Origin of the sequence: Aeromonas sp. ASNIH7, assembly GCF_002903485.1 — a bacterium.
GTDB lineage: Bacteria > Pseudomonadota > Gammaproteobacteria > Enterobacterales > Aeromonadaceae > Aeromonas > Aeromonas caviae.
Map to the genome: position 1 here is coordinate 4,429,350 of NZ_CP026226.1, position 18,041 is coordinate 4,447,390.

The following is an 18,041-nucleotide window of genomic DNA, read 5'->3' on the forward strand; positions in this document are numbered from 1 at the left end:
ACAAGAGGGAGGCTTCAAGCCTCCCTCTTTCATTTGTGTCTATTTGCTGGCGGTGTTCCCCGCTCGCCTCGCCCGTCTGCGTGCCTCAGGGGGAGAGGTGTGCCAGGGCCTGGCGGCAGCGCTGTTCGGCCGCCTCCAGCTCCAGCAGGACCATCTGGATATCTTCCAGCTGCTGCTGCAGGGTCTCCCGCTTGTCGGCCACCAGCCCCAGCATGGTCTGCAACTGGGAGCGGCTGCTCTTGTCCGCATCGTAGAGGTCGAACAGCTCCCGGATCTCTGCGAGGCTGAAGCCCAGACGCTTGCCACGCAGGGTCAGCTTGAGCCGCACCCTGTCCTGACGGCTGTAGATCCTGTGCTGTCCCTGGCGGGTCGGGTTGAGCAGGCCCTGATCCTCGTAGAAGCGGATGCTGCGGGTGGTCACATCGAACTCGCGAGCCAGTTCGCTGATGCTGAAGGTGCGGGTGTCGTCCCTGGATTTGGTCATGGGGCTGTCTTGGCTGCCATCTGGTTGTCAATGCAGGCTGGCACCTTACCCAAACGTCAACTTCCTCGCAAGTCTTGTTCCCGTCGCGGTCGCGGCATATGTTATCCCGATGTAACAAGGAGAGTGCTATCGATGGATATCGTGATTGTGGCGGCCAAACGTACCCCCATGGGGGCCTTCCAGGGGGCCCTGAGCGCGCTCGGTGCCCCCGAGCTTGGCGCCTGCGCCATCCGCGCCGCGCTGGCGCAGGCCGGGATGACGGGGGGGCAGGTCAATGAGGTCTATATGGGCAACGTGCTGAGCGCAGGGGTCGGCCAGGCGCCAGCCCGTCAGGCGGCGCTCAAGGGTGGGCTGCCGGACAGCGTGCCCTGTACCACCATCAACAAGGTGTGCGGCTCCGGCATGAAGGCGGTGATGCTGGCGGCGGACAGCCTGCGCCTGGGGGAGGCCGAGGTCGTGGTGGCGGGGGGCATGGAGAGCATGAGCCGCGCCCCCTATCTGCTGGACAAGGCGCGCAGCGGTTTTCGCATGGGGCACCAGAGCGTGCTCGATCACATGTTCCTGGACGGCTTGCAGGATGCCTACGAAGGCCATCTGATGGGTCATTACGCCCAGTTGAGTGCTGATCGCAGCGGACTGACCCGGGCCGACATGGATGCCTTTGCCATCGCCTCCCTGGAGCGGGCGTTGACGGCGCAGCGCAGCGGTGCATTTGCCGCGGAACTGGCTCCCGTCATGACCGCTGACCACACCCTGCTGCTGGCCGAGGATGAGCAACCGGGCAAGGCCAGGCCCGACAAGATCCGCGGCCTCAAGCCGGCCTTCAGCAAGCACGGCACCATCACGGCGGCCAATGCAAGTTCCATCTCGGACGGGGCGGCAGCCCTGGTAGTGATGCGGGGCGAGAGCGCTGCCCGGCTCGGATTGCCGGTGCTGGCCAGGGTAGTGGGTTACCAGAGTCACGCCGCCTTGCCGGCGGAGTTTACCAGTGCCCCCGTCGGCGCCATCGACAAGTTGCTGGCACGGGTGGGCTGGTCGGTGGAGGAGGTGGACCTGTTCGAGGTGAACGAGGCATTCGCCATGGTGAGCATGCTGGCGATGGCCGGGTGCGGCATCCCCCATCACAAGTTGAACGTGAACGGCGGGGCCTGTGCGCTGGGGCACCCTCTTGGCGCCAGTGGCGCCCGCATCCTGGTGACCCTGATCCATGCCCTGCGTGCCCGCGGGCTCAGACGAGGGGTGGCGAGCCTGTGCATCGGGGGAGGGGAGGCAACGGCCATCGCCATCGAGGCAGGCTGAATGCGTGGGTGAGATTGCTGCGGGTTGATGAAATGACAACGTCCCTTCAAGAGGGACGTTGTCATTTCTGGCGGGAGTGGACCGGTTGCGCTTCCATGGCCTGAAGCTGCTGGTTGACCCAGGCGGTGGCGCTCAGATAGAGGTGGCTGACTTTCTCTTCGTTGAGGCCGAGCCGGACGGTGTTGGCGGCGACCCGCTGCCAGTCGGCTTTCTCGAAATCTTCACAGAACGCGAGGTAGAACCCGAGCTTGCCCTTGCGGGTGAGCAGGGCGGCACGAATGTCATCGGTCAGGGGAATGGAGCCGAGCAGCTGATCCAGCGGTTCTCCCATGAGCACGTCCAGCAGGGAGAAGAGGCCGGTGACAAAGGCTTGCTGTGCCTGCTCTGCGGGCGCATGGGTCTGGGCCAGCAGTTCGCAGAACCGGGCTCTGATGAGGGACATCTGGTGGAGTTCGGCGCTCTTTTCACTTCCCGCACTGGTGGCGGCGATCAGGGCGACGAAGCGCTTGAGCTGGGCGTGCCCCAGGGAGCTTGCGGCCTGGCGAAACGAGGCGATGGGTTGTGGGAAGCGCTTGAGGTGGTTGATGTAGCGCAGCAGCTTGAGAGAGAGGGTGAGATCCTGATTGAGCAGTTGCTCAATCTTGTCCAGATCCGGTTCGGTCTGATTGACCACCTCGAGCAGCTGCATCACCACTAGTTGGGCCGGCGGTATGGTGGGCTGTTGCACCATCTGGGGGCGGCTGAAGAAAAATCCCTGGAACAGGGTGACGCCGAGCTGCTTCATCCGCTCGAACTCGGCCTGATCCTCGACTTTCTCGGCCAGATAGGTGAGGGGCAGGTGGCGATGATTCGCCATGAAGTGCTCGATGCAGGGTTGCGGCGTGCTGCGCAGGTCGAACTTGATGATATGGATGTAGGGGAGGAACCTGTCCCAGTCTGAGACCATGGTGAAGTCATCCAGCGCCAACCGATAGCCCAGCCCATAGAGCTGGATCACTTTCTCCAGCAGCGCATCGTCGGGCTCGGCATCCTCCAGGATCTCGATCACCACCTTGTCACGGGGGAGGCACTCGGCCAATCCGTCCAGCAACAGGGAGTGGGGGAAATTGATGTAGCAGGGGTGATCTCCGATGAGCTGATCGATGTTCTGCTGCAAGAACTGCTCGGCAACCAGCCTGGAAGTGGCCTGCTGTGCGGAGACGGAGGGAAATACATTGTCCAGGCTGTCGCGAAACAGCAGCTCATAGGCTTGGGTGTTCAACTCCCGATCCAGAATGGGCTGCCTTGCTACATAGGAATACATGCATCTCTCCACCATGGTTACAGGCTTGATTCTATGGTGAAGCGGATCACTATGCCAGTGCCGACCGGTCGGGAAGGTCAACAACTGGCATACTATTTGTCAGGAAACCCGGGGTGTCAGAACAGGTAGTTGAGCTGCAGGCCGGCGAGCCAGGCATCCCCTTCCGAGGTGCCATTGAAAGTGGAGGTGGTCTGGGGGATGCCGGGCCTGAGCTGCATGGTTTCGCTCACGTCCACCTTCTTGCCGTCGATCAGGGTCAGCCCCAGATCCAGCGAGAGGTGACGGTCAATCTGGTAGCCCACGCCAGCGCTGTACCAGACCCGATCCGAGTCGGGGATGGAGATGGTGCGGCGATCCGCCGGGACCGGGCTGCGGTCGTAGGCGATACCGGAGCGCAGTTGCCACTGGGGGGCCAGCTGGTAGGTCATCCCCAGGGCATAGCGCCAACTGTCTTCCCAGTGCTCCTCCTTGATGTGCATGGTGCCGTGGTGGTCGAGCTCGGATTCGAGCTGCACGAACTTGCTCCAGTTGGTCCAGTTGATGCTCGAATGCAGCGCCAGGGCCGGGGTGAGCTGATGGAACAGAGCCAGCTCGGCGGTGGCGGGCAGGGGCAGATCCAGGCTGCCGGTATCGGTGAAGGGCTGGCCCCTTTGATCGATGCCGATGGCGTCACCGGAGAGGGTCAGGGTCACGTCGTGGCGATAGGAGAGACCGACGCGGGTTGCCTGCGACAACTCAAGCAGGGTGCCCAGGTTCCAGCCCATGGCCCAGCCATCCCCTTTCAGGTGCTTGGCTATCTGGTTGTTGGAGGGGAAAGTGCCGCCCACTTCCCCTTCCCCCTGAATGGCGGAGAGACCGGCCCCGACGGACCAGATGCGGTTGATGCGATAGGCCAGGGAGGCCCCCAGATCCACTGTCTTGATGTCGGAGACGTTGCCGAAGTGACCGGCGTTGTAGTTGTCCGGCATCTTGACCCCGAGTCCGTAATAGGAGGTGGCGGCAAGTCCGAGGCGCCATTGCTCGCTGAGGGGCACGATGAGATAGGCGTTGGGCACCCAGGCGTCACCCGCAATGTCGTGGGCTCCGGCATCCAGACTGACCGGCCCCAGGGTGGTAGGCACCCGGGTGGTGCCCTCGATGTTGACGTCGGGGTGCACGTGGATGACGCCGCCGGAGAAGGCCAGGGTATCGAACCGGGTCATGGCGGCGGCGTTGCGGGAGAGCACGCTGGCATTGTCGGCGATGGCGGCTTCACCCGCGAAGGCACGCCCCATGCCGGTGGCGGATTGCTCCGCGAGCTGGAAGCCGGCAGCCTGTACCTGGCTCGACAGCAGCAAGAGGGCTATGAGGGAGGGGTTGAACGTCGGATGCATGGTCTTTCCTCGGGATGAACTGGGTGTTCATTCTGTTATTCGGTTGGGGCCGGGATTTTATATGGTATGACCAGCAAGGCAACGGGGAGAGGGGAACGTGCGGCAAAACGGGATTAAATGCTGAAAGAAATACCCATAACAGTTTGATAAAAAAAGAAAAGAGTACAGTTGTTTACTACAGCTGTGCGCTCAATTGGCGAAATTGGATAAAAAAAGAGCGCCCTGGGACGCTCTCGATGATGACATGAAAATCAGAATTTCATGTTGAACTGGGCGGAAGCCAGCAGGGCGTTGCCGTGGGAGGTGCCCTTCCAGCGCAGCGCATCGCTGTGGTTGCGCAGGCCTTCGTTCACGTCCACTTCCTTACCGTCCAGATAGGCCATGCCGAAGTCGAGGCTCATGTCCGGATTGATGTGGTAGGTGGCACCGGCGCTGTACCAGATACGGTCGGAGTCAGGAATGCTCAGGCTGCGGTATTCCGGCTCGATGGGGCTGTTGTCGTAGGCGAAGCCGATACGGGCTTCCCAGGACGGGTTGACGTACCAGGTACCGCCCAGGGCGTAACGGGCTGAGTCCTTGAACTTCTCGTCTTTTTGCAGGCACACGCCGCCGGCGCAGTTGCTGCTGGTGGCCTTGAGCTCCTGGAAGGCGCTCCAGTCGGTCCAGTTCACGGAGTAGTGGACAGCGAATTGCTGGTTCAGGCGGTGGTAGCCTGCGAACTCGGCCTGGGCCGGCAGATCCAGCTTCAGGTTGCCATCGACGACGCGGTTGCCGGAGGTGGCACCCTGGAAGTCGCCGTCAAAGCTCAAGTCCACCTGGGAGCGGTAGGTCAGGGCGAGACGGTTGTTGTCGTTGATCTCGTACAGGGTGCCGACGTTCCAGCCAAAGCCCCAGGTGTCGCCCTTCAGGTGAGCCAGACGGGTATCGGAGTTGGCGCCCGGAATGGCGGCGGAAAGCGCACCGGCATAACGGTTCAGCTCGGCGGCGGCGTAGACGGCATTGATGCCGGCACCGACGCTGAAGCTGGAGTTGATGCGATAGGCGATGTTGGGGTTGATGTTGAAGGTCAGCAGCTCGGTGTCACCGGCGCCGGCACCGGCCGCGAAGGTCTTGGAATATTCGGTGGAAAGGCCGTAGTTGGAGAAGAGGCCGATCCCCCAGGCCCACTGATCATTCAGGGGCTGGATGAAGTAGGTGGCCGGCACGAAGGCATCGGGGGCGATGTCGCTTTCGCTGGACGGAGCCAGCTTGGTGGGGCCGGCATAGATGTCGCCAGCCACATCCACGTCGGGCTTGATATAGGTGCCGGATACAGACAGTGCCATCTTGTCGAAGGTGGTCATGGCCGCCGGGTTGCGGGACAGCACGGCCGCGTTGTCGGCGATGGCTGCTTCACCTGCGAAGGCGCGACCCAGACCGGAGGCCGAGTGCTCGTTCAGCTGGAACGCGGCGGCGAAGGTCTGGGTGCTGGCCAGGGTCACGGCCGCAGCGATCAGGCTTTTCTTGAAAAAGGCAGTTGTCATAGTGTTCTCTCTTTGTAAGCAGATTTTCTGTCGACATCGCGGCTCTTTGGCGGCTATTGACGACATGATCTGTTGTTATGTCAGCTTCTTCCCATTCATTGCTGGCGTGATTCTATGGATCTGGTAGGAGGTAAGAAATCAGACCAGTGACAGCAGAATACATAAAAGTTTCTATTGTGTTAATCATTTGTTTTAACTTGCCGTTTTATTAGGCTGATTTATCTATTATTGGATAAATAAAGCACAAATGGTGCCGTTTGCGTCATTTAAAATAAATGGTAGAAATGTGACTTCGCGCGGGCAATGGGCGGGAACATGCGGGGATGTGGGGATGAACAGGCAGACAATGAGGATGTCTGCCTGTGATGTGGCTGAGGCGGAGGACGAGTCAGCCTGGGTCAAGGTCTGTTAAATGGACCAGTGCAGGCGTGACTCAAGCTGGCGGGCAACCGGGGCGAGGGGCTCCTGCATGTCTCCGATGAGCACCATGTTGGCCCCCTTGAGCGGCAGAATCTCCCCCTTGAGGGTCCCGTCTGCAAAATCGGACTGGATCGTCAGTGGCAGGTGCTTGGGGACGAGGAACAGGGTGACCGGTCCCATCTTGCCCTGCAGCACCATGTGCAGGGCCGGTCCCTGGTAGAAGGCGCAGTGGTTGACATAGGTTACCTTCATGCCCGGCATCTCGCTCAGGGTGGCGCCATATTTCTCCATTTTCGCGTTGATGGTGTGCAGGCTGACCCGCTCATCCACCGCATGAATGAAGGGCTCTTCCCCATAAACGTGGGACATGGCGACCTGAGCCAGCGACAGGGTGTCCGGTGCCACAGGCCAGCTGATCCAGCGGGTGCTCATGCCGAGCAGGAAGGCGACCGAGGCCGCGATGGCCAGAGCGCGCCATGGCGTGCGTGCAGGAGTGACGGGCAGCGGGACCACCTGCTCCTCTTCGGCTGCCATCGCCTGCCTGAGCAGGATCCGCTCCGCAAGACCGGCTGGTACGTCCACTTCCAGAGTGCTGCGCACCTGGCGCTCGAGCTGCTGCATCTCGTCCAGATGCTTGCGATTGGCCGGTGACGCCTCGGCGGCTTTCAAGAAGGCGGGATCCCTGTCCGAGGGGTGAGTGATGGCCCGGCGGCGAAATTCAAGCTCATCCATTGGTGTGTCCTCTCTGTTGTTTCGCAGACTCCATGGCCTCTTTTATCTGGTTGCGGGCGCGAAACAGCCTTGTCATGACGGTGTTCTTGTTCAGGCCGAGTTGCTCGGCGATCTCCTCCCCGCTGAATCCCCCCAGAACCTGCAGCAGCAGCGGCTCCTGATACTCGGCAGGCAGGCGCGCGATGTGACGCCTGAGCCATTCGTGCTCCATCTCCTGCTCGCTTGGCAGGACACCCTGATCCCGTAGGGGGTGCTCGTCGAGGTCGACGAGATCGAACTGCTTTCGCTCAAAGCGGCGGGCATTCTCCCGCCGCAATATGGTGATGAGCCACGCCTTGGCAGCCTTGTCGTCCAGCAGGGTATCTATCGCCTTCCAGGCGCGCAGGAAAGTCTCCTGCACCAGATCCTCGGCGATTTGCGGATCCCGGCACAGCCAGTAGGCGTAGCGGTAGATGTCCCCGTGCAGGGCGTGCACCAGGGCTTCGTACTTGGTTTGTTTGTCAGCCATCTCCCCATAGACCGGAGAAGTGCAGGGATCCTTTCCCGTGTCGGCCCTTTTTCTTCTGAAAAAACCTAACGCCATAAAGGGGTGTCCTGTTTCATGAGGGGCGCATCATGCACGCATCCACGCCAGTATTCGAAGACCATAGGCTATCGCAAAGCTCTCCCAGGTGCACAACTCCCTGGCGAGCGCCTGTCTGGGCAGGTGTTCGCCAGGGACTCGCTTGGGGGAAAAACAGGCCCGATCCAGGTCGTCCAGCAGCGCCCCCATGGCGGGGTCGCGGTGACAGGGCAGCCTGGCCAGATGAAGACAGGGGGGGGCCCAGCGCAGGACGGCCCAGGTCAGCAGGGTTTCCCTGGCCTCGTCAGGAGAGCCCGTGGCGAGGGCCCGTTGCAGGCGATAGAAGGCGCGCCAGCGCGGCCAGCGGCGCATGAATGCCCGCAGCAGGATGGCCAGGAGCACCCAATAGAGATACTGGACCCCTGGTGCGGGGGAGGCGGGAGTGGCGCTCTCCCTTGCCGTGAACACCAGAGAATGTGCGGGCAGGCGCGCCTCCTCGATGCGGCCGCTCTGGGTGTTGAACCAGCGCAGGGTCTGGGGGGGCAGCACATAGCGCCCCGCCTCGTCGGCGGTCAGGGCCTGGCGCCACTGGCGCTCGAAGCGAAGCGCCCCCTCGGCCACGAATCGCTCCTGTTGCTGCTCGCCGTCCGGCTTCATGGAGAGGCCGGCGGGCAGGGGCGGGGCCGGCAAGGGGGGCTGGCGGTTGCCATCCCCCCCTTCCATTACCAGGGTGAGGGTGCGGATCACCGGCTCACCCACCCTGGCCTGGGCCGGGCTGAACTGCTGGCGCAGCACCAGGCTGCTCGCCACCGGCTCCAGGGGGGCCTTGTCCACCTTGATGAAGAGGGTCGCCGCCCTGACGGACAGCAGATCCCCCGCGTTGCCCGGCGCGGTCGCACCGGCCGCGTCCTGGGGCGGCAACCGCCCCTGAAAGCGGGGGGATTCGACGGGATGGAGTCCGGGCCCTTTGGCCTGCAGCAGCCATTTTCGCGTGAGACGCCCGGGCAGGCCGGGGCTGGCGGGAGAGTCCCAGCGATCCTCGCCGAGGCGGCGAATGGTAAAGGCCGGGGTGATGGGCTCGCCGAGGTTGGGGGCCTCCAGGTTGGCTGGCAGCCAGAGGGTCAGCTCATAGATGAAGGGCTGGCCGGGGTAGAGATTCCCCTCATGGAGCACCCGGGCCTGCAGCTCGACCGGAGAGAATACCGGGTCTTGTGTCGGCATCAGGGTGTCGTCCAGGGAACGTGTCGGTACCGCCAGGGAGGGGGTGAGATCGGCGCCAAGGGGCAGGGAGGGCACCTGGCGCGGGCTGGTATCGAGCAGGTGCAGGGGGATCTGCCAGCGGGTCAGGCTGCGGCTCTGGGCACTGACCCGCTGGATGCTGACCCGCCCGACCGCAAACTGGCGCAGCAGCGGTTGCAGGTTGAGATCCTCATCGCGGTGCAGCCCGTCGGCCTCGATGACGAGCAGCCAGTCGCGCTCGCTCGCCCCCGGCAACAGCTCGGCCTCGACAGGGACGGCCTGCACCCGCATGGCGCACAGGGCGAGCAGCAGCCAGCAGCCGATCCGGGGGGAGAGCAAGCGCAGCACGAGGATCACCAGGGCTCCTCCACCTTGATCAGGGGGCGGCGCAGGGCCTCCTTGCGAAGACGCTGCTCCAGCAGCAGCACGGGGGGCGCCGGGGGGCGGGGAGCCTCTGAGGCGCGGGCGGGGTCGGGAGTGTCGGCCTGCTCCGGGGTATTTGCCGAGGGCGTTGTCTGCGGCGGGTTGGCCCGCAGCAGGGCCAGATTGTGCAAGGCATCCCTGTGCCCAGGTTCAAGGCGAAGGGCGCTCAGATAGGCCTGCTCCGCGGCGGCAAGATCCCCGAGCCAGACCAGGGCATTGCCCCTGTTGTAGTGGGCGGTGGCGCTGTTTGCCCTGCCATAGGCGGCGACGGCCCTGGCGTAATCCCCGGATCTATACCAGGCGTTGCCTTGCCAGACCGGATCCTGGAAGGCGTTGGCCGCTTCCCGATAGTGTCCCTGGCGATAAGCCTGCCAGCCTGCTTCATCTTGTCGGGAGGCCGCCTGCAGGGAAGGGGGCGCGAAGCCAATGACGAGGATCACCAGCAGCCAGTGGGCGCCGATCCGCGCCAGCAGCGCCAGGGGGAGCAAGGGGATGGGCAGCCAGGGGCCGAGATCCCGGGATTGCCCCTGCGTCAGGGCCTGGCCCATGGGCAGGGGGGCAAAGCGGGGCAGGCCGGAATCGAGCCAGGCCAGCCTGCCTCCGGTACTGGCGGCAAGGGCGGTCATGGCCTCCTCGTCGGGCGCCGGCAAGGTGTGGCCGATCGGGCTGCCGAGCTGCCAGCGCTCTGCAGCCACGCCGGGCAGCCGGGTCTCCTTGCCCCCGCTGGCCAGCAGGATGTCGAGCCGCGGGGCTGAGCCTGCCTTGCAGAACAGGTCGTTGAGGCAGGGCAAGAGGGCGGCGATGCGATCGCGCGCTGTCCCGGAGAGGCCGTCGGTCACGAGCAGCAGACGGGCGGACTGGCCCGGCGGGATCAGGGTGAGGGCCAGGGCAACGGCGCGCTCGGGGGCGCTGCCTTGGACAGGCATGATGGCCGGGCGCAGGTCCGGCAGCAGCAGGGCGATGGCCTGATGATCCCGGGTGGGAGGCATGGCGAGGTAGGCATCCCCGGCAAACAGGATGAGGGCGATGGGATGGGCCGCGTCCTGCCGCGCTATGTCGGCCAGCATCTCCTGCAATCCCAGTCTCACCCGGGTTGCCCGGTCCGGCGCCAGATCCTGTGCCAGCATGGAGTCGGAGAGATCCAGCAGCCAGATATCAAGGGCCGGGCTCGGCATGGGGAGACTCTGCTGGCGCAGGGCGGGGCCCGAGAGCGCCAGGATCACCGGCAGACAGGCAAGCCAGCGCCAGGGGATGGCCCGATAGCGGCTCGGCAGCAGATAGGCCTGCATGGCCGGGGAGAGCAAGCCGGGATCGCGGCGGCGGCGCCACCCCTGCCACAGCCAGGGGAGCAGGGCCAGCAACCAGAGGGGGCGCAGCAAGATCAGCTCCATGGTGCCACCATCATGGCCTGCCTATTCATGGGATGGCCTGTGTGACAGCGGGCTGCGCCAGCGGGCTGGCCAGCAGAGCAGCAGCCAGGCCAGGGCCAGTGGCCAGGGGTAGAGCTCCTGGTGGGGCCGGGAGAGGGTCTGGGGCCGGGCGAGGGGCTCCAGGGTGTCGATGGCCTGGTTGATGGCGGCGAGATCGCCCCGGTTGCGGGCGCGAAAATAGCGGCCTCCTCCCAGTGTCGCCAGCTGCTGCAACAGGGCTTCATCCAGTTCGGCACTGGGATCGGCGTCCCCTGCGGGCGCGGCGAAGGTGTCGGGGTCGGCGCCCACCCCCAGGGTATAGAGACGGATGCCGGCTTTGGCGGCGAGCCTGGCCTCGGTCAGGGGATCCGCATTGCCCGAGGTATTGCGCCCGTCCGTCACCAGCAGCAGAGCGGTGGGGCGGGTGGGGTCGGCGTGCTGGCGTGCCAGCAGGATGGCTTCCCCCAGGGCCGTGGTGCGCCCCACCAGATCGAAGTCGAGTTCCCTGGCCAGGGTGAGCAGAGCCCCGGTCTCCTGGGTGAGGGGGGAGAGCAGATAGGCGTGATCGGCAAAGACGACGAGGGCGATGCGATCCCCCGGGCGGGAGGCGACAAGGTTGCTTATCTGCTGGCGCACCGCGGCAAGCCTGTCCGTTTGCTCTCCGTCATCCAGCATGTCCTGGGTGCGCATGCTGTCGGAGAGATCCACCGCCAGGATGAGGTCCCGGCTGCTCTGGTAGTGAATGATCGGGGGCTCCTGCCACTGGGGGCGGCACAGGGCCAGTACCAGGGCGCACCAGCAGAGCATCATGCGCCACAAGGGCTGCCCCGCCTGGGGCTGGAGCAGGGGAAAACCTCCGTGAACGAGCCGGTTTCCTCCCTTGCGCCCCTTCATGGGAGGCAGGCCGAAGCGCACCAGTAGCGGCAGGGCGAGGGCGAGGGAAAACCAGGGCCAGGCGAGGATCATCGCGTACCCTCCGGGGGAGGTGCCCCCCGCTTGCTTGCCGGGAATCGCGGCGCACTGACGCAGCGTCGCCCCCAGGCGAGATAGGCGAGACGCAATCTTTTGCGCTGCGCCTCATCGGGCACGCTGCCCCCATAGAGCCAGAGTGGCCACTGGGCGGCAAACCGGGAAAAATCGCTCCCCCCCTTGCTGTCCAGCCAGGCGAGCCAGGCCTCCCCTTGCAGGGGGGCCGCCTCGGGCCAGCGGGCCATGGCCGCTTCTCGCAGGGCATCCTGCAGCCTGGGGACGAGATCGTCTGCCTGCCAGTCTATCCGGTGCGCCCAGCGGCGCTGGCGCAACAGGGTGAGGGCCGTCGTGGCGATCAGGCAAGCGGCGATCGCCGCGATCAGCAGCCCCCCGAGGGCCATCAGGCGAGGATCCTGTGCAGGCTCGAGAGCGGGGCCTTGGTGGATGTCACGCAGCTCGGCACGGATGGCTTGCAAGGACTCGCTGGACGAGGGCTGGCGATATGCATCCGGTGCGGGCACGCCCTGCTCCCCCCTCAAAACAGACGGCATCCGCCCTCCTGCCACTGGCGTTGCAGGGTGGCGCCGTTGTCGAGGCGATAGAGGCGCGTCACCAGGGGCAGCAACTGCTGGCGACAGGCCTCGGCCTGTTCGTCGGCCGCCCTCTGATAGCGGGCGCGAAAGCGGGGATCTTCTCCCGCGAGCCAACCGCTGTGTCTGCCTGCCTGCACTGCCAGCTGCCCCTGCTCGGGCAGGGCGGCTTCCAGGGGATCGCGGATTTGCCAGTAGTGGATATCGTGGCGCGGGCGAAGGCGTTGCAACTGCTGGCAGAGGGCCTTGTCCGGTGCCTGGTGATGGCTTATCAGGGTCAATCTGGCCCCGTGGGGCAGGGTGAGTCGTGCCAGGGTCTGGGCCAGCGTCCAGGGCGGGGGGGCGCGATCCAGCCCAGCCTCGTAATGGCGGCAGAGCGCTTCCAGCAGAGGCATGAGAGAGCCGCGCTGGTGCTCTGTGTGGGGGACTGCGCCTTGGCAGATCAAGGTATTGGCCTGTTTCTCCCCCTGCCAGAGCAGGGCGGCGGCCAGCTCGCAGCCAAGGCGGGCCTTGAGCTGGGCGCGGGAGCCAAAGTACATGGCGGGTGAGAGATCCAGCAGCAACCAGTGGGCCTGATCCTGCTCTTCCCCGTAGAGGCGGGTGTGGGGGCGGCCGAGGCGGGCGGTGACCCGCCAGTCGATGTGGCGTACCTCGTCACCGGCCTGATAGAGGCGAAGCTCCCTGAAATGGAGCCCGGGTTGGCGCCCGATACGCCCCTGGGCCGCCTGATGAATGCGGGCACGCTCGCCCTGGCGGGTCCAGAGGCGCACCGCCAGCAGCCGCTCGAGGGGGAGGGCGATGTCGGGGTGATCCCGGGGCTCGGCGACGGGGGTCATGGCGACAGGGCTGCCTGTGGGGGTCGGCTCAGGGGCATGGGATGGCATTCAGCAGCAGGGTGATGAGCGCCTCGCTATCGAGGTTGTCCGCCAGCGCCTGATAACTCGGGATGAGGCGGTGGCGCAGCACGGCAGGCGCCAGTTGCTGGATGTCTTCGGGCAGCACGAAGTCGCGCCCGACGAGCCAGGCCCGGGCCCGTGCGGCTCTTGCGAGGCCGATGCTGGCTCTGGGACTGGCCCCCACCGCGACCAGGGGGTCTAGCTCGGGGCACAGGCCGCTGCCGGGGCGGGTAGCGCACACCAGCTGCACCAGATAGTGCTCGAGGCGCCCCTGCATCTGTACCCCTTGAACGGCGGTGCGGGCTTCCAGCAGGTCGGACTGGCTGAGGGTGACCGGCGGCGTTGGCAGGGCGTCGCCGCGGGCGTTGAGCTGGAGGATGGCCAGCTCCATGGCGGGGCTGGGGTAATCCACCAGCAGCTTGAGCAAGAAGCGATCGAGCTGGGCCTCCGGCAGGGGATAGGTCCCTTCCTGCTCGATGGGGTTCTGGGTGGCGGCAACCATGAAGAGGGAGGGCAGGCGCCAGCTCTTCTTGCCCACGGTGATCTGGTGCTCGGCCATGGCCTCCAAGAGGGCGGATTGCACCTTGGCCGGCGACCGGTTGATCTCGTCCGCCAGCACCAGGTGATTGAACAGGGGGCCGGGTTGAAACACGAAACTCGCATCCTGGGGATGGAAGACCTCGCTGCCGGTGAGATCGGCAGGGAGCAGATCCGGGGTGAACTGGATACGGGCAAAGCGCCCCTCCACGGCACCGGCCAGCGCCTTGACCGCCCGGGTCTTGGCAAGACCGGGGGCCCCCTCGATCAGCACATGTCCTTCACATAACAGGGCGATCAGCAGCCCCTCGATGAGGGGGCCCTGTCCCAGGATCTGGCTGCCCAGATAGTCTCCAAGTGCTCTGAACTCGGCCGCTGCCATGCGATAAACCCGTTGTTTTTATGGAAGTTGATCTTTTTATACCCCAGTTGGCTCACAAGGGCGAGGGAGGGTGGCAAGATGGGGACAATTTAGTTTCAATCAGCCGTATGAAAGTTGTGATTGGATTGTTAAGATGTGGCGCAATGAGGTCAGACCTCTGCCTTTTTAACCCAAGGAGCCAGGATGAAACAGCCATTGAAACTGACGACTCGCCAGGGCGAACGGATAGCCGTCGTGGCGGGTCTGCGCACCCCCTTTGCCAAGCAGGCCACCGCTTTTCACGGCGTGCCTGCGGTGGATCTGGGCAAACTGGTGGTGAGCGAGATGCTCGCCCGCACCGATCTCGACCCCAAGCTCATCGACCAGCTGGTGTTCGGCCAGGTGGTGCAGATGCCGGAAGCGCCAAACATCGCCCGGGAGATCGTGCTTGGCACTGGCATGAGCGTCAGCACCGATGCCTATAGCGTGTCGCGCGCCTGCGCCACCAGTTTCCAGGCGGTGGCCAATGTCACCGAATCCATCATGGCCGGCACGGTGGACATCGCCATCGCCGGCGGTGCCGACTCCTCTTCCGTGCTGCCCATCGGGGTCAGCAAGTCTCTGGCCCGCGCCCTGGTGGATCTCAACAAGGCGCGCAACCTCCAGCAGCGTTTCAATATTCTGCGCCGTCTGCGCCTGAAGGACCTGCTGCCGGTGCCCCCGGCCGTGGCCGAGTACTCCACCGGTCTCTCCATGGGGCAGACCGCCGAGCAGATGGCCAAGACCCACCAGATCAGCCGCGAGGCGCAAGATGCGCTGGCCCACCGCTCCCACACCCTGGCGGCCGAAGCCTGGGCCCAGGGCAAATTGAGTGGCGAGGTGTTCACCGCCCACGTGCCCCCCTACAAGTCGCCGCTGGAACGGGACAACAACATCCGCGAAAGCTCCGATCTGGCGAGTTACGCCAAGCTCAAACCGGTGTTTGACCGGGCTCACGGCTCGGTGACCGCCGCCAACGCCACCCCGCTCACCGACGGCGCCGCCGCCGTGCTGATGATGCGTGAAGGGCGGGCCCGCGAGCTGGGTCTGGAACCGCTGGGTTACATCCGCAGCTTCGCGTTTTCCGCCATCGATGTCTGGCAGGACATGCTGATGGGCCCCTCCTATGCCACGCCGCTGGCGCTGGACCGTGCCGGCATCACCCTTGGGGATCTCACCCTCATCGACATGCACGAAGCTTTTGCTGCCCAGACGCTCGCCAACCTCAAGATGTTTGCAAGCGCCGAATTTGCCCGTGACAAGCTGGGCCGGGATCAGGCCATCGGCGAGGTGGACATGGAGAAGTTCAACGTGCTCGGCGGCTCGCTGGCCTTTGGTCACCCCTTTGCCGCCACCGGGGCGCGCATGATCACCCAGACCCTGCATGAACTGCGGCGCCGGGGTGGGGGATTGGGGCTCAACACCGCCTGTGCGGCGGGTGGGCTGGGTGTGGCCATGGTGCTGGAGGTGGAATGATGAGTGCCAAGACTTTTTCTCTGGATATTCGCAAAGACGGCATCGGCATCCTCACCATGGATGTGCCCGGTGAGAGCATGAACACCCTGAAGGCCTCCTTTGCGGACGAGATCCGCACTCTGCTGGCCGAGGTAAAGGGGAACGGGGATCTGATCGGTCTGGTGATCGTCTCGGGCAAGAAGGACTCCTTCGTTGCCGGGGCCGACATCGCCATGCTGGCGGCCTGCACCAGCGCCCAGGATGCCGAAGCGCTGTCCCGGGCCGGACAGGACGTGTTCGCCGAGATCGAAACCCTGGGGATCCCGGTGATCGCCGCCATTCACGGCCCCTGCCTTGGCGGCGGGCTGGAGCTGGCGCTCGCCTGTCATGGCCGGGTGGTGACCGATCACGGTAAAACCGTGCTGGGCCTGCCGGAAGTGCAGCTCGGCCTGCTGCCGGGCTCCGGCGGTACCCAGCGCCTGCCGCGCCTCATCGGGGTGGCCAAGGCACTGGATCTGATGCTGACCGGCAAGCAGGTGCGGGCCAAACAGGCCAGGAAGCTCGGGCTGGTGGATGACATGGTGCCCCCGTCCATTTTGCTGGAAGCTGCCATCAAGCTTGCCAAGAAGGGCAAGCCGCGCCACCACCTGAAACGGGATCTGCAGGGCAAGGTGCTGGAGACCAACAAATTTGGTCGCAAGGTGCTGTTCGATCAGGCCCGCAAGGGGGTCAAGGCCAAGACCCGGGGCAACTACCCGGCGCCGGAGCGCATCATCGAGGTGGTGCGCATCGGCGTGGAGGAGGGGATGCAGGCCGGCCTGCTGGCCGAAGCCCGCCACTTCGGCGAGCTGGTGATGACGCCGGAATCTGCCGCCCTGCGCTCCCTCTTCTTCGCCACCACGGAGATGAAGAAAGAGGTGAGCTATCAGGGGGCCGAGCCGCGCAAGGTGGGTCATGCCGCCGTGCTGGGGGGCGGCCTGATGGGGGGGGTATTGCCTTCGTCACCGCCACCAAGGCGGGGGTACCGGTGCGGATCAAGGATGTGGCGAGCGCCGGCATCGGCAATGCCATGCGTTACAGCTACGACCTCCTCGCCAGGAAACTCAAGCGTCGCCAACTGCTGCGCAGCGAGCTGGAGAAACAGATGAGCCTGCTCACCGGCACCCTGGACTATTCCGGTTTCCACCGGGTGGACATGGTGGTGGAAGCGGTGTTCGAGGACATCAACCTCAAGCACCAGATGGTGCAGGACGTGGAGCGCGAGTGCGGGGAGCACACCGTGTTTGCTTCCAACACCTCCTCCCTGCCCATCCACCAGATCGCCTCGGCGGCGACGCATCCGGAGCGGGTGGTGGGGCTGCACTACTTCAGCCCGGTGGACAAGATGCCGCTGGCCGAGATCATTCCCCACGCCGGCACCAGTGCCGAGACGGTGGCCACCACCCTGGCCTTCGCCCGGGCCCAGGGCAAGACCCCCATCGTGGTGAAGGACGAGGCGGGCTTCTACGTCAACCGCATCCTGGCGCCCTACATGAACGAGGCGGCGCGCCTGGTGCTGGAAGGGGAGCCGGTGGAGGTACTGGACGGCGCTCTGCTCGACTTCGGTTTCCCGGTCGGCCCCATCACCCTGCTGGACGAGGTGGGGATCGACGTGGGAGCCAAGATCTCCCCCATCCTCGAAAAAGAGCTGGGTGGCGAGCAGTTCCAGGCGCCCAAGGCCTTTGACAAGCTGCTGGAGGACGATCGCAAGGGGCGCAAGAACGGCAAGGGCTTCTATCTCTATGGCAAGGCGGCCCCGCGCAACAAGCTCACCGGCAAGGAGGGCAAGAAGACGGTGGACGCGAGCGTCTACGACGTGCTGGGCGTCAAGCCCCAGGCCAAGCTTGCCAGGCAGGAGATCGCCGAGCGCTGCGTGCTGCTGATGCTCAACGAAGCAGCCATGGCCCTGGATGGCGGCGTGGTGGCCTCGGCCCGGGACGGCGACATCGGCGCCATCTTCGGCATCGGCTTCCCTCCCTTCCTGGGCGGTCCGTTCCGCTACATGGACAGCCTCGGCATCGACTATCTGGTGGGGCGTCTTGAGCACCATCAGAAGCGCTTTGGCGACCGCTTCGCCCCCTGTGCGCGACTGAAAGCGATGGCGGCGGAGCAGCAGACCTTCTACTGATGGCTCTCGACGGCATGCATCGAGCGAGGCGACCCCAAGGTCGCCTCGCTTTTTGTTGGGCGTACCTTTCCGGTTTGGGGCGGGGGAGCGAAGAAAAACGGGGCGGAGAGGGGTAAAACCTTGATCTGGCGCAAACAGGTGCCCCATTTATTACTTTGGTGGCATAGGACTCAGGCGCGGGTTGAGGTCAAATAGTCTTATCAGGAACGGGGGCGACCCCGTCACGAAAGGGACACCCATTTCACTGGATGAAGGACACA

At 64.8% G+C, this 18,041-nt stretch carries 14 protein-coding genes and 1 pseudogene; 3 read left to right on the forward strand and 12 right to left on the reverse strand.

Translation table 11 applies throughout. The features are described 5' to 3' along the window. Window positions 1-85: 85 nt before the first annotated feature. On the reverse strand, window positions 86-484 hold the full coding sequence (locus C2U47_RS20775) for a MerR family transcriptional regulator (RefSeq protein WP_010674655.1): 399 nt from the start codon (window positions 482-484) through the stop codon (window positions 86-88). A gap of 132 nt (window positions 485-616) precedes the next feature. Between C2U47_RS20775 and C2U47_RS20780 the strand changes: the two genes are divergently transcribed. Next, window positions 617-1,783: a thiolase family protein gene (locus C2U47_RS20780; RefSeq protein WP_010674656.1), complete on the forward strand. Its 1,167-nt coding sequence runs from the start codon at window positions 617-619 to the stop codon at window positions 1,781-1,783. A 61-nt stretch (window positions 1,784-1,844) separates the two neighbouring features. Here C2U47_RS20780 and C2U47_RS20785 read toward each other — a convergent pair whose 3' ends face one another. The 11 genes from C2U47_RS20785 to C2U47_RS20835 all read right to left on the reverse strand — a co-directional run bounded on the left by C2U47_RS20785 (window position 1,845) and on the right by C2U47_RS20835 (window position 14,141). Then, window positions 1,845-3,086, reverse strand: a complete 1,242-nt coding sequence (locus C2U47_RS20785) for an EAL and HDOD domain-containing protein (RefSeq protein WP_010674657.1) — start codon at window positions 3,084-3,086, stop codon at window positions 1,845-1,847. 116 nt (window positions 3,087-3,202) lie between these two features. After that, window positions 3,203-4,459, reverse strand: coding sequence for an outer membrane protein transport protein (locus C2U47_RS20790; RefSeq protein WP_010674658.1), 1,257 nt, complete (start codon window positions 4,457-4,459; stop codon window positions 3,203-3,205). 251 nt (window positions 4,460-4,710) lie between these two features. Then, window positions 4,711-5,982, reverse strand: coding sequence for an outer membrane protein transport protein (locus tag C2U47_RS20795; protein WP_010674659.1), 1,272 nt, complete (start codon window positions 5,980-5,982; stop codon window positions 4,711-4,713). 408 nt (window positions 5,983-6,390) lie between these two features. Beyond that, window positions 6,391-7,134, reverse strand: a complete 744-nt coding sequence (locus C2U47_RS20800) for a DUF3379 domain-containing protein (RefSeq protein ID WP_010674660.1) — start codon at window positions 7,132-7,134, stop codon at window positions 6,391-6,393. Continuing rightward, window positions 7,127-7,717: a sigma-70 family RNA polymerase sigma factor gene (locus C2U47_RS20805; RefSeq protein WP_029314498.1), complete on the reverse strand. Its 591-nt coding sequence runs from the start codon at window positions 7,715-7,717 to the stop codon at window positions 7,127-7,129. Before C2U47_RS20805 ends, C2U47_RS20800 begins: the two co-directional genes overlap by 8 nt. Window positions 7,718-7,747: 30 nt before the next feature. Then, window positions 7,748-9,283 carry a BatD family protein gene (locus tag C2U47_RS20810; protein WP_029314500.1) on the reverse strand — a complete coding sequence of 512 codons (1,536 nt, stop codon included), beginning with the start codon at window positions 9,281-9,283 and terminating at the stop codon, window positions 7,748-7,750. Between the two features lie 5 nt (window positions 9,284-9,288). Next, window positions 9,289-10,749 (reverse strand): vWA domain-containing protein, encoded by a 1,461-nt coding sequence (locus tag C2U47_RS20815; RefSeq protein ID WP_103261880.1) that lies wholly within the window; start codon window positions 10,747-10,749, stop codon window positions 9,289-9,291. A 21-nt stretch (window positions 10,750-10,770) separates the two neighbouring features. Continuing rightward, window positions 10,771-11,733, reverse strand: a complete 963-nt coding sequence (locus C2U47_RS20820; RefSeq protein WP_010674664.1) for a VWA domain-containing protein — start codon at window positions 11,731-11,733, stop codon at window positions 10,771-10,773. Then, window positions 11,730-12,287, reverse strand: coding sequence for a DUF4381 family protein (locus C2U47_RS20825; RefSeq protein ID WP_109422669.1), 558 nt, complete (start codon window positions 12,285-12,287; stop codon window positions 11,730-11,732). The genes C2U47_RS20820 and C2U47_RS20825 overlap by 4 nt, the downstream gene beginning before the upstream one ends. Then, window positions 12,272-13,162 (reverse strand): DUF58 domain-containing protein, encoded by an 891-nt coding sequence (locus tag C2U47_RS20830; RefSeq protein WP_010674666.1) that lies wholly within the window; start codon window positions 13,160-13,162, stop codon window positions 12,272-12,274. The genes C2U47_RS20825 and C2U47_RS20830 overlap by 16 nt, the downstream gene beginning before the upstream one ends. A gap of 28 nt (window positions 13,163-13,190) precedes the next feature. Next, a complete protein-coding gene (locus C2U47_RS20835) occupies window positions 13,191-14,141 on the reverse strand; it encodes an AAA family ATPase (RefSeq protein ID WP_010674667.1) in 951 nt (316 codons plus the stop codon). Between the two features lie 183 nt (window positions 14,142-14,324). On the opposite strand from C2U47_RS20835, the gene fadI reads away from it, so the two are divergent. Continuing rightward, on the forward strand, window positions 14,325-15,635 hold the full coding sequence (gene fadI / locus C2U47_RS20840; protein WP_010674668.1) for an acetyl-CoA C-acyltransferase FadI: 1,311 nt from the start codon (window positions 14,325-14,327) through the stop codon (window positions 15,633-15,635). After that, window positions 15,635-17,781, forward strand: a pseudogene (fadJ, locus tag C2U47_RS20845) (fatty acid oxidation complex subunit alpha FadJ). Before fadI ends, fadJ begins: the two are co-directional and overlap by 1 nt. Window positions 17,782-18,041: the final 260 nt, after the last annotated feature.